At 32.0% G+C, this 12632-nt stretch carries 9 protein-coding genes; 3 read left to right on the top strand and 6 right to left on the bottom strand.

Annotated features, from left to right (window positions below; translation table 11 throughout):
• Positions 1–11 precede the first annotated feature (11 nt).
• From N5B56_RS11615 to N5B56_RS11605, 3 genes are all read right to left on the bottom strand, one after another.
• Entirely contained in the window at positions 12–1637 is a 1626-nt protein-coding gene (locus N5B56_RS11615) for a glycosyltransferase family 2 protein (RefSeq protein WP_178516285.1), read from the bottom strand.
• Between the two features lie 255 nt (positions 1638–1892).
• Positions 1893–2822, bottom strand: a complete 930-nt coding sequence (locus tag N5B56_RS11610; protein WP_022088908.1) for a glycosyltransferase — start codon at positions 2820–2822, stop codon at positions 1893–1895.
• Between the two features lie 12 nt (positions 2823–2834).
• Complete coding sequence (locus N5B56_RS11605; RefSeq protein ID WP_022088909.1) at positions 2835–3842, bottom strand: LacI family DNA-binding transcriptional regulator; 1008 nt, start codon at positions 3840–3842, stop codon at positions 2835–2837.
• Positions 3843–4220: 378 nt separating this feature from the next.
• Between N5B56_RS11605 and N5B56_RS11600 the strand changes: the two genes are divergently transcribed.
• The 3 genes from N5B56_RS11600 to galT all read left to right on the top strand — a co-directional run bounded on the left by N5B56_RS11600 (position 4221) and on the right by galT (position 8073).
• Positions 4221–5498: a galactokinase gene (locus N5B56_RS11600; RefSeq protein WP_260979022.1), complete on the top strand. Its 1278-nt coding sequence runs from the start codon at positions 4221–4223 to the stop codon at positions 5496–5498.
• The gene (gene galE, locus N5B56_RS11595) at positions 5495–6484 is read left to right on the top strand and encodes a UDP-glucose 4-epimerase GalE (protein ID WP_260979021.1); all 990 of its coding nucleotides are present in this window, start codon (positions 5495–5497) and stop codon (positions 6482–6484) included. The genes N5B56_RS11600 and galE overlap by 4 nt, the downstream gene beginning before the upstream one ends.
• Positions 6485–6582: 98 nt before the next feature.
• A complete protein-coding gene (gene galT, locus N5B56_RS11590) occupies positions 6583–8073 on the top strand; it encodes a UDP-glucose--hexose-1-phosphate uridylyltransferase (protein WP_260979020.1) in 1491 nt (496 codons plus the stop codon).
• Positions 8074–8137: 64 nt separating this feature from the next.
• Here the strand turns inward: galT and N5B56_RS11585 are convergent, their stop codons facing one another.
• From N5B56_RS11585 to N5B56_RS11575, 3 genes are all read right to left on the bottom strand, one after another.
• Positions 8138–9187: an aldose epimerase family protein gene (locus N5B56_RS11585; RefSeq protein WP_117910279.1), complete on the bottom strand. Its 1050-nt coding sequence runs from the start codon at positions 9185–9187 to the stop codon at positions 8138–8140.
• A gap of 334 nt (positions 9188–9521) precedes the next feature.
• Entirely contained in the window at positions 9522–11798 is a 2277-nt protein-coding gene (locus tag N5B56_RS11580; protein WP_260979019.1) for a bifunctional diguanylate cyclase/phosphodiesterase, read from the bottom strand.
• Positions 11799–11884: 86 nt separating this feature from the next.
• A complete protein-coding gene (locus tag N5B56_RS11575; RefSeq protein ID WP_260979018.1) occupies positions 11885–12538 on the bottom strand; it encodes a YesL family protein in 654 nt (217 codons plus the stop codon).
• Between the last annotated feature and the right edge of the window lie 94 nt (positions 12539–12632).

Raw genomic sequence — 12632 nt, 5'->3', positions numbered from 1 at the left:
CACTTTATAATCTACTTAAACATAAACTTTCCATTACTTTGTACTAAATTAGCATTGTAATATTTGTTTTCTTTCTTTAATTTATCTTCCCAGACCTTTTTGAACTCTTTCTGAGATTTTTCATCATTATAGTTAAGATTGTCTGCTAATTTTACGTGAACATCAGTATTTAAAATAACATCATAACCTGCTTCATCTATTTTAAAGCAAACATCTAAATCTCTATATGGGAAACTAAATTTTTCATTTATTCCACCAACTTCTTTAATTACGTTAGTTCTAAACATTACCAATTTTAAAGACACACCCATAACATTCTGAGGTCCGTCTGCTCTATGACAATATCCTCTAAAAATTGAAGGCAAATGATAAAACAGACTTGATACAGTTGCATTACTGTCATAATTAAGTCCACAGCTTTCAATTTTCTTATTTTTATTAAGGCATTTTACACCTGTTATTCCAACATGTTTCCACTGACAGTATTTAAGTAATTCTTCTACCCAATTGTCTGTCATAGGAATAGCATCATTATCTGCGACCACAACGTATTCAGTCTTAACTGCTTCCATTTCTTTTGAAAGCTGACCTTTTACAACTTTATATTCAATATGAAGATTTGACATTTCTCTCTGTTTTTTCTTCATTTCATTAATCTGTTTTTCATCATTAGCTAAAACAGTTACGCTATAATCACCTTTTAAATCATAATCAATTTTATAAAATCCTAAATCTTTAGTAAGCGCCGGAGTTCCGTCTTCTCCGATTTCTGTCAAATATTTTTTAATTGCTTTATTTCCATTTTCAAAAGCATATAATTTACTGTTTGGATTTGCTGCTGTTGAATCAGGATGAATTCTCCAATGATATAAAATTTTTGGTACATGCTTTATGTCAGCTCCTGCACCGTTACATCTTAATACGAATTCAAAATCCTGAGCCCCATCAAATTCCTGATTTAATCCACCGACTTTATCTAACAATTCTCTTGAAAACATTAAAAAGTGGCAGATATAATTTGTATGTCTTAAAAATTCTTCGTTTAAATCCGGTTTAAACGCCGGATTAATTAGCTTTCCTGTATCTGCTACGATTTTATCTTCATCTGAATAAACCATATCAGGAATTTTATCATGTGCATTAAGTTCCTTAACCATTTCATATAATGCATTTGGTGTAAGCAAATCATCATGGTCTAACAATGCTATATATTCTCCCTTAGCATTATCAAATCCTTCATTTGTATTATTTGAAATTCCATCATTCTTACTTAATTTTATATAGCTGATTCTCTCATCTTTATATTCATTTAATGTATCTTTAACAATTGTTGTGTTACTTCCGTCTGCGATACATAATTCAAGATTTGAATATGTCTGTTCTAATACACTGTCAACAAGCTGTCTGAGAAAAACAGGTGCAGTCTCATATGCAGGCACTACAATACTTACTAACGGTGCATATTCAAACTTCACTTTTCTTTGTTCGTTTAACTCATCTTCTCCAGGTAAAAATTTTTCTATATTATTTTGATAATATCTGTCTCTTTTCTTCGTATCAAACCACTCCATAAATCTAAGAGTGAAATCGTGTAAACCATACTGTTTAAAGAGATCAATACCATTCTTTAAATTCATTTCCAATTCTTCCTTTCATTTCACAGACATTCATCTGTTAGTTATCCTGCCAAAGTTTCTTGGGCATTCCTATTCAATCGACAACTGATTAATCATACACTAATATGGGAAAAATAACAACTTTATTAAAATATATGCCTTAATTTTGCTTAACTTATCAATATAAACTTAATATTGATTTATATAAGTCAACAATCAAATTTTCACAAACGGACTTAATATACCTGTATCATTCTAAGCCCGTTCTAAATCATTTTAAGCTCGTCCCAAAACGAATAAAATTCTTAAGGCAATATCTCCCGGCACTCTTGAACGCAGTGCATGTGGATAAAATATTTTTCTAATCTGTGTTATAAGACCATTTTTCTTTATAAATAATGCCATTTTCTTCTTTTGTTCATTTGACAATCTATCCTCAAACACTTTTGCAAAATAGATAAGGTTCTGTTTTGCTTCAACGCTTGCAGGGCCAAACACTTCCTTTTGGAAGAATCCTTTTAACAGACCTATTGTATTAGAATCCTCAGCTGTAACAGCTTCCGTATGTCTTATATGCGAAGCCGTAAAACGCTTATCATAAATCGTATCACCAAAACATACACAACATCTGATGAGCCATCTGTCATGCATTTCTATTCCGGGGTCTACATCTAAAATAAATTGTTTACATGCTTCATGATTAAATACAAGCAAAAATCCTGATGCAGGAGTACAGTATAAAACATCTGTTAAACCAATGTTTTCTTTTTGCTCCGGCGAGTGACGGATAAAGCTTCCATCACTCATGTAATAATCATATGCTGAAAAATAAACCAAAGGTTTATTTGTATCTTTTTTCTTCTCAAGTTCTTCAACCGCCCATTTAATTTTATCAGGGTACCATACGTCATCCTGATCGCAAAATGCATAATATTCTGCCGGTTCACATTCTCTTGCTATCTGGTAAAATGATTTCGGAGGTCGTAAATTAACTCCATTATTTTCTAAAAGAATTATCCTCTTACCTGATTTATTGCTTTCGATATAATTTTTAATAAATTCAACTGTATTATCTGTAGAGCAGTCATCTCTTACATATATATCAATATTTTCATAAGTCTGTTCAATAAGACTGTCCAATTGAGTTTTCAAAAATTTTTCGCCGTTATACGTTGCCAGCAAAATGTTTACTTTCGGTTGACTCATGCCAATTCTCCTTTATTCATTTATCGCCATGCAGGAATCTCTTACAACCAAATGACATGGTAATTTTACTTTAATTGTTGTCTTGATTGCTAAATTTGATGCTGCAAATAAGGAATTTACACCATACTGACCCATTTCATATGCAGGTGCATGAAGTGTCGTAAGTGCAGGTGCCGTATATCTTGTCATTTCCAAATCATCAAATCCAATCAATGAAATATCTTCTGGAATATTAAGATCATGCTCTCTAATTGCCTTCATTGCACCAAATGCAATCTGGTCACTTGCAGCAAACACCGCTGTAGGCAACTGTTTTTTTTCTAGAATTTCATTCATCATTTGATATCCTGATTCCATGGAATATCTTCCTTCTATAAGATATTTATTGTAATCTATCTCATTTTTCTCACAGAATTTAATAAATGCTTTTTTTCTATAATCTTCATATACTACATTATCATTCTCTTCGCCCAGAAATTCTCTACCACCTAAAAACGCAATTTCTTTATGGCCTAATTCTATAAGATATGTAAGTGCCTCATTAACTGCCATTTCAAAATCAAGTGAAAATGTAGTTGCCTTATAATCATGGAATGACATATCCAAAAAGACTATATTCTTTGTAATGCTCATAAATTTTTCGACTTCTTCGTTGCTAAATTTACCAATACAAATAATTCCGTCAGCATCTTCAATTTGTTCTAAATAGTTGGGATTTGACTTGAAAGTTCTCACAACATTAATGCAGTTCTTAACACAAAAATCCTCTATTCCTCTTCTTACCTTAAGATAATAATTATCCTTTGCTTCCTGTTGTTCAGAAAACCATTGAATAATTCCCAATGTAAAAATAGCTTTAGACATTTTCTTACTCTTGTTGTACTTAAGTTCCTTTGCTGCATTAATAACTTTTTTCTTAGTTTCAAGCGATGTACTCAAAGTAGGATCCTCATTCAAAATTCTCGATACTGTTGAGGGGCTTACCTGAGCTAATTTCGCCACATCTTTGATTGTAGCCATACTCTATACCACCTTTATCTTATTTATGTCCCTAGTCACTTTTTCCTTAGTAACTCCGCCATTTTTTTAATGACGCCGCTTCAAGTATAACATCTTTTTTTAATTAAAGATATGATTTATTGTGATTTTCTACTATTTTACTGTTATTTATTTAGTGGTAAACACGGAAATCAAATAAGTTTACTAAATTATATTGTATTTTAGTAAACATAAGTTTATATTTAAATTAGCAAAAGTATTCTAACAAATTAACAATTAATATCAGCAATTAGATTATAGATTAATTTGCTTTAATTAGAGCCACTCATTCTGATTACTTATAAATATTGTTTATTTCTGAATACTACAAATCGGATTATTTTTTAACGGAGGATTTAAATGAATATTAACGAATTAAAATCATTATTTGGCAAAAATGAATTTGACTCACTTTTAATGGATATTTACGAGGATTCATCTTTAATTGGATACCAGAACAACAGATACATTAAGGCTTTAGATAAATTTGAAAGTCTTTTCGGTGAAGGAGAGGTCGAAATCTATAGTGCTCCAGGGAGAACTGAAGTAGGCGGTAACCATACTGACCACCAGCACGGACAGGTTCTTGCTGCATCTATTAACTTAGATGCCATTTCTATCACACAAAAAACTGATGACGGAATTATTTCTTTAGTATCTGAAGGATATGACCTTATTACAATTGATACTGCAAATACAGAACTTATTGAAGAAGAAAAAGGCACAACAGTTGCGCTTATTAAAGGTGTTGTTAATGAATTTAAAAACCGTGGATACAAAGTCGGTGGATTTAAAGCATACATTACAAGTGACGTATTAGTTGGTGCAGGTCTTTCTTCATCTGCTGCATTTGAAGCTGTTATCGGAACAATTCTTTCAGGATTGTATAATGATATGAAAATTTCTTCAGTAGAAATTGCCATTATAAGTCAGTATGCAGAAAACGTTTATTTTGGAAAACCTTGTGGATTAATGGATCAGATGGCATGCTCCGTTGGTGGATTTGTTAACATTGATTTTATTGATCCTGCTCATCCTGTTGTAAACAAAATTGATTTTGATATTACAAACGAAGGATATAGTTTATGTATTGTTGATACAAAGGGTAGCCATGCAGATTTAACTGACGATTATGCTTTGATTCCTGCTGAAATGAAAGAAGTTGCCAAAGTATTTGGCAAAGAAGTTCTTGGAGACGTAAACCCTGATGAATTTTTCAGTAACATACCTAAGGCATTGGCAGGAGCTTCTTCAAGAGGAGTTCTTCGAGCATATCATTTCTTTACTGAAAATAAACGTGTATCAGTTGAAGTTAATGCTTTAATAGGAAATAATTTCCACAAATTCCTTGATACAGTTAAGGAATCCGGAAATTCATCATATAAATTTTTGCAGAATATTTATGCAAATAAGGAACCTTTAAATCAGCCTGTAAGCATCGCCCTTGCTGCCAGCGAATATATTCTCGGTGATAATGGCGTATGTCGTGTTCATGGTGGTGGATTTGCCGGAACCATTCAGGCATTTGTAAAAAACGAGGCCGTGCCTGAATATAAGAAATTTATTGAATCTATATTTGGCACAGACTCATGTCACATTTTAAAAATACGTAAATATGGAGGTATGAAGGTACAATGAGTATTTTAGTATTAGGCGGAGCCGGATATATCGGTTCTCACACGGTTTATGAACTTATTGACAGAGGTGAAGATGTTGTCGTAGTTGATAATTTACAAACAGGATTTAAAGCAGCTGTTCATCCCAAAGCAAGATTCTATGAAGGCGATATAAGAGACAAAGATTTCTTAGATGATTTATTTACAAAAGAAAAAATTGACGGAGTTATTCATTTTGCTGCCAACTCTCAGGTTGGAGAAAGTATGAAAGTTCCTCTCAAATACTATGATAACAATTTATACGGAACAATGGTTCTTTTAGAAAGCATGGTTGAACATGGAATTGATAAAATTGTATTTTCTTCTACTGCTGCAACATATGGAGAACCTGAAAGAATTCCAATTTTAGAAAGTGACAGAACTGAACCTACAAATACATATGGTGAAACAAAGCTTTCTATGGAAAAAATGATGAAATGGACAAGTAAAGCCCACAATTTACGTTATGTAGCATTAAGGTATTTTAATGCATGCGGTGCTCATATCAGTGGAAAAATTGGAGAAGCCCATAATCCTGAAACTCATTTGATTCCACTTGTACTTCAGGTTCCACTTGGAAAACGTCCTTATATTTCTATATTTGGAAATGATTACGATACAAAAGACGGCACATGTGTACGTGATTATATTCATGTTACTGATTTGGCACAGGCACATATCCTTGCTCTTAAATATTTGGCTGAAGGAAATGACAGTGATGTATTTAATCTTGGAAATGGAATTGGATTTACGGTAAACGAAATAATTGAAAGTGCAAGAAAAGTTACAGGTTTAGACATTCCTGCTAAATACGAAGCTCGCCGTGCCGGTGATCCTTCAAAGCTTATTGCTTCAAGTGAAAAAGCTAAGACTGTTTTAGGATGGAAGCCTGAATATCCTGATGTTGAAAAAATTATTGAGACTGCATGGAAATGGCATAAATCTCATCCAAACGGATATGAAGATTAAAATTCCTACTATATGTTAACAGGCGATTTAACTGTTCTTAGCATTATATCTTAAAACTTATATTTATTCATAAATATAAAGTTTAGAAAGGTTGTTATATGTTAGATTTATATATAAAAAAATTAGTTAATTATGGAATTAACACAGGCTTAATACCTGAATGTGAAAGAATTTATTCTACTAATTTGCTCCTCGAAGTATTTGGAAAAGATGATTATACAGATTTGGCTGTTGATGACAAAGAAGAAAACCTTGGCGATATTCTCGTTGCTCTTTGTGATGAAGCCGTAAAATTAGGAATAATTGAAGACAGCGTAACTTACAGAGATTTATTTGACACAAAATTAATGAACTGCATTATGCCACGTCCTTCACAGGTTCAAGAAAATTTCTGGAAGGAATATGCTAAATCTCCTGAAGATGCCACTAAATTTTACTATGATTTTTCTCAAAACAGCAATTATATCCGTCGCGACAGAATAAAAAAAGATATGAAATGGGTTGTACCTTCTGAGTACGGAGATATTGATATAACTATCAATCTTTCAAAGCCTGAAAAAGACCCTAAAGCTATTGCTGCTGCCAAAAACAGCACAAGTGTATCATATCCTAAATGCCAGCTTTGTATGGAAAACGAAGGTTATGCAGGTCGCATTAACCACCCTGCAAGAGAAAACCACCGTATAATCCCTATAAAGATAAATGATTGTGACTGGGGATTTCAATACTCTCCTTATGTTTACTACAATGAACATTGTATTGTATTTTCAGGCACACACACACCTATGAAGATAGAAAAGGCAACATTTATCAAGTTATTCGATTTTATCAAATTAATGCCTCACTACTTCTTAGGTTCAAATGCCGACCTTCCAATTGTAGGTGGTTCAATTTTAACTCATGATCATTTTCAGGGCGGACATTATACATTCGCAATGGCAAAATCTGATTCAATCAAGACTTTTAAAGTTAAAGATTATGAAGATGTAGATTGTTCAATTCTTCATTGGCCACTTTCAGTAATCAGATTGAAATCAAAAGACAGCAACCGATTAGTAGAATTAGGTTCTCATATTTTAAATAAATGGAGAAACTATACTGATGAGGATGCATTTATATATGCAAATACAGATGGTGAACCACACAACACAATTACACCAATTGCCCGTTTTAGGGATGGCATGTATGAGCTTGATTTGGCTTTACGAAATAATATTACTACAAAGGAACATCCTCTTGGTGTTTATCATCCTCATGAAAAGCTTCATCATATTAAGAAAGAAAATATCGGTCTTATTGAAGTAATGGGTCTTGCAGTTTTACCTTCAAGACTTAAAGGTGAAATACAAACATTAGCTGATTATATCGTAAATAAAAAAGATATACGAAGCAATGAATCTATTTCTAAGCATGCTGACTGGGTTGATGAATTTCTTCCAAAATATAATGACATTACATCTGAAAATGTTATGAACATTCTTGAATCAGAAATTGGAAAAGTATTTGTAAAAGTTCTCGAAGACGCTGGTGTTTACAAGTGTACACCTGAAGGTCTTGAAGCTTTCACAAGATTTATCGATACATTATAAAGCTTTCAAATTTTCTTTTAATATACGAGGCGCCTGCAGTTTTACTGCAGACGCCTCACCCTTTTTATAAAAACTTTAACTTTATATTCATATTATATTCTTCATCAGGTTTTAAAATTGCCGACTCAAATTTATCATTATTGATATTATCCGGTACATACTGCGGTTCAAGACAAAATGCATGTCGTCTGTTATACACTGCTCCATTTTTTCCTGATTCATCTGATACAAAATTAGCTGTATAAAGTTGTAATCCCGGTGTATCTGTATAAAGTTCCATCTTAATTCCTGACTTATCTCCGATGGCTTTTGCCGCCAGTCTTAATTCATGAGCATTTCCATTTATCATAAAATTATGGTCATATCCCGTTCCAAATTTTAACTGTTCATCTTCAACATCAATATCTCTCCCAATTGATTTCATTTCCGTAAAATCCATTGGTGTACCTTTTACGCTTCTAATCTCACCTGAAGGAATAGAATTGTTTGTGGCAAATGGAGTAAAATAATCACCATTTATCATTAATTTCTGCTCATATACTTCACCTGAATCATGGCCATTTAAATTGTAGTATGAGTGATTTGTGAAATTAGCAATTGTAGTTTTATCCGTTGTTCCTTTATAATTTAAAATCAATTCATTGTCCTCTGTAAGTATGTATGTAAGATTCACTTTTAAATTTCCCGGAAATCCCTGCTCCATATCTTTACTTAATATTTCAAATGAAATCTTATCATTTACATTCTCATCATAAATTGCTTTCCACATTTTTAGTGCTGTACAATTTGAACCACTATGAAGATTATTACCATTGTCACCATCATTGCTTTCCAAATTGTATTCAACTCCATCAATTATGCACCTTGCACCTTTGATTCTATTGGCATTTCTACCTACATTTGCTCCAAAAAAAGCTGATGCGCCCTGATACGGGTCAACATTATCATAGCCTAAAACTATATCCGTGTCTTTTCCATCTTTATCCGGCACAATTAATGAAACTAGAGTTGCACCATAATCGCATACTTTAACTTTCATTCCATTGCTATTTTCAAGAGTAAATAAATGTGTCTGTTCCCCATTTTTTGTTTTTCCAAATTCACTAATCTTCATCTGAATCTCCTTATTCTTGTAATTTTACAACAATTATGGACGCGAGGAATATTAGACTTCCTGAAAGGACGCTCGCGCTGCTTGTCGCTCGTAGCAGTTCTAAACATTCAGCACACAGACCGGCTTTGAAACCTACAGTTTCAGCCGGACTATGCGCCGAATATTTGAACCGACGGCGCCAAATGCCCTTTCATCAAGTATAATATTCCTCACTATTTAATTGCTTGTTCTTCTTTCAAATTTTCTTACATTCTTAGAGATTTCCCTACTCTTTTACTTATTTAAAATTTTAATGTTTACCATATATAATTTTCTTTTATCTTTTAAAATTTCCCTACTTCATATTTTTTACAAATTCAAGATATTCTTCTGCCGGCATAGGCTTTGCATATAAATATCCCTGAATATACGAACAACCATACTGCTTTAACTTTTCAGCCTGTTCAACTGTTTCAACACCCTCTGCAACAACTTCCATGTTAAGTTCTTTTGCCATGGCAAGAATCATTCTGATAATTGTATCTGCTCTTGCAGGATCCTGTGTTTGTGATACAAACCTCATATCCATCTTTATAATGTTAACCGGAATATCTTTTAAGGCATTAAGAGATGAATATCCACTTCCAAAATCATCCATTTCTACAATAAATCCAAACATTTGAAGTTTTTTTATTACATTTACATTTTTCTCTAAATCAAGAGTAAATGCACTTTCAGTAATTTCAAGTCTAAGCTTATTTTTATCAATTCCGTACTTTTCGATAAGATTTGTAAACACTTTATATAAATCTATAATGTAAAAATCCTTCATTGAAATATTTACTGCAATATAGTCATCTCTGCCTTCCTCTTTCCACTGTTTAAGAATCTGGCATACTTTCTCCCACACATACATATCAAGTTCTGTAATCAAGCCATTTTGTTCAAAGAACTCTATAAAATCTCCAGGTGGAATTAATCCTAATTTTCTGTGTTCCCATCTCACAAGAGCCTCTGCTCCTTTTACCAATCCATCTTCGCATCTGACCTGGGGTTGAAGATAAACTTTAAAATCTTCATTTTCTATGGCACTTGTAAGTTCTTCTTTATACATATGCTCTTTTAAAATTTTATTTCTAAGATTATCATTATAAACTGCTGCAACACAATTTCCATTATTCTTTATAGAGTCAAGCGCCATTCTTGCCCTATCACACATAGTTCCAACATCAACTTTAGAATCATAATCTACTTCATAAATTCCATATCTGATATGAACAGTACATGTGATGTTGTTATAAGTAACCTTTATATTTCTTTTCTTCTCAAGGTCTTTTATTACCAAATCACTCTTAGGACATAATGTAATAAAATTATCACTTTCCACTCTCGCATATACCCTTTTATCAGAGCACTGCGCTAAACAGTTTTCTGAAATCTGCTTAAGAATGGCATCACCCATTTTTCTTCCAAACATATCGTTTACGATTTTAAATCTTGATATGTTAAATATCATAATTGCAAATTTATCATCCGGGTATTTATTTGTTATCTCATTTACTTTTTCATAGAACCTCTTCATATTGTACAGTCCTGTAAGTTCATCATGAGTTTCCAAATATCTCATAACAGAATTAACGATTGTTATTTCCGTTATATCTTCAAATACAAAGTATTTTGCATATGCTATATTATCATTTTCACATAATTCGCCATATTTACACTGAAAATAAAGTTTCTTATCTTCATGCATAATACTTATTTTTTTGTGATAAGTTTTCTCTAACGCGGCAGGTGTATATAAATTATATGCTTTACAAAATTCCTCAAGCGAACACTTTTGTGTGCATTTATCAAATAATCTTTCCGCTTCTTTATTATAGGCAATTATGCTATCATCTGTGCCGAATACTACCATCGGCAGTTCTGATTCCTCAGCAATTTTCTGCAGTGCCCTGTTCTTAACAACTTTATGACTATATTGAAATGTTATTTCATAAACAAATGCACCTAATATACCATAAAACAATAATGATACATTCTCCCACAATCTAAGCTGAAACATTACAATATTAATGCAGGACACAATTATCATGCATGTTAATATCTGCATATATTTCACCTTATAAATACGTGGCGAATTTAATATACGGTATATGAAGCACAATATAAAAACTGCGACAAATACATATGTAATAAATATGTGTGCATCATATCCCAAATTATAAAGCCATGCAGCCACACCACTTTTATTCATCCTTACATTCTCAATTTTAATAATTGAATGTATAAACATATTTATAGTATCCACAATTGTAAATACAAACACAGCTCTTTTAATATATTTGAAGCATTCAAATGCTTTACCTAACCCTGTATATTCAAATGCATATTCTATTAATGCCAATATCATCCATGTAAAGCATGCATAAAATGGCCATATAAGAATGCTATCTATAAAATTCGAACCAATACCCTGCATTATAATTCCGAGTATTACTGCAACAAGATTACTCTCCATAAATAATGCAATGCTTTTTCCTGTCCTATTTTTATGTATTAAACTTAATTTAAGATACCTTACATCCATTACCCCCAATAAGATATATGGAATAATCATGTATTTCCCCATTCAAATTCTCCCTTTGTAAATTAATAGTTTCAATTTACTCTCACCCGTATTTATTTTACCACATTACTCTATATAAACATACACTTTTAATCTAATTCCTGTACCATATTACTTTCATTATTCTCTTCATCTCTTGCATCAATTATTTTAGCAAATATCTTTTGATATACTTTTGCATGGCAAAATCCTGATATTAATGGGAATAAAATAAATAACGCCGGAATCTTAAAAGCAAATATGAATATTGCTACATCAATTATAATAAGTAAAATTGACTGAAGAAAATGTCTTGTTGAAAATATTAATGAAATCATTAAAGTCCTCTTAACAGTATCATAAAATTTTGCGATATATGGGAATACAAAATTAATCGTCATTGTATAAATAATGAGTACTAACAAATAAAATGGTAATGCATAAAACAATTTGCTTCCTACTTTAGATGAGTTAAATACAATATAAAGACTTGTACAAACTAATCCTCCGATTGTTCCCATTATAAGCCATACAATTGTTGATATTTTAAAATTCTCCTTAAAAGCCTTAAAGAAACTTCTTACCACATATGACTCCTCACCAACAACTAATTTCATCATTACTGAGTAAAATGCTGTTGTAGATGCGCCAACTGTAATTATTGGCAAAGAACAAATTACCCACAATATTGCCAAAACCATTACATCTGCAAATCCATCTAAAAATGTCATTAATTTTCCTTCACTGTCAAATATATTTTTCACTATTTTTACCTTTGTGTATTATTACACACCTTTCGTTTTAAATTTGTCACTAATTTTAATAGTCAATCTGAATTCCCTATCAACACAATTTACA

Origin of the sequence: Eubacterium album, from assembly GCF_025336545.1 — a bacterium.
In the GTDB taxonomy this organism is placed as follows: Bacteria; Bacillota; Clostridia; order Lachnospirales; family Lachnospiraceae; genus Eubacterium_U; species Eubacterium_U album.
The sequence above is the reverse complement of the archived record's forward strand: the minus strand, read 5'-3'. Positions and strand labels throughout refer to the sequence as shown.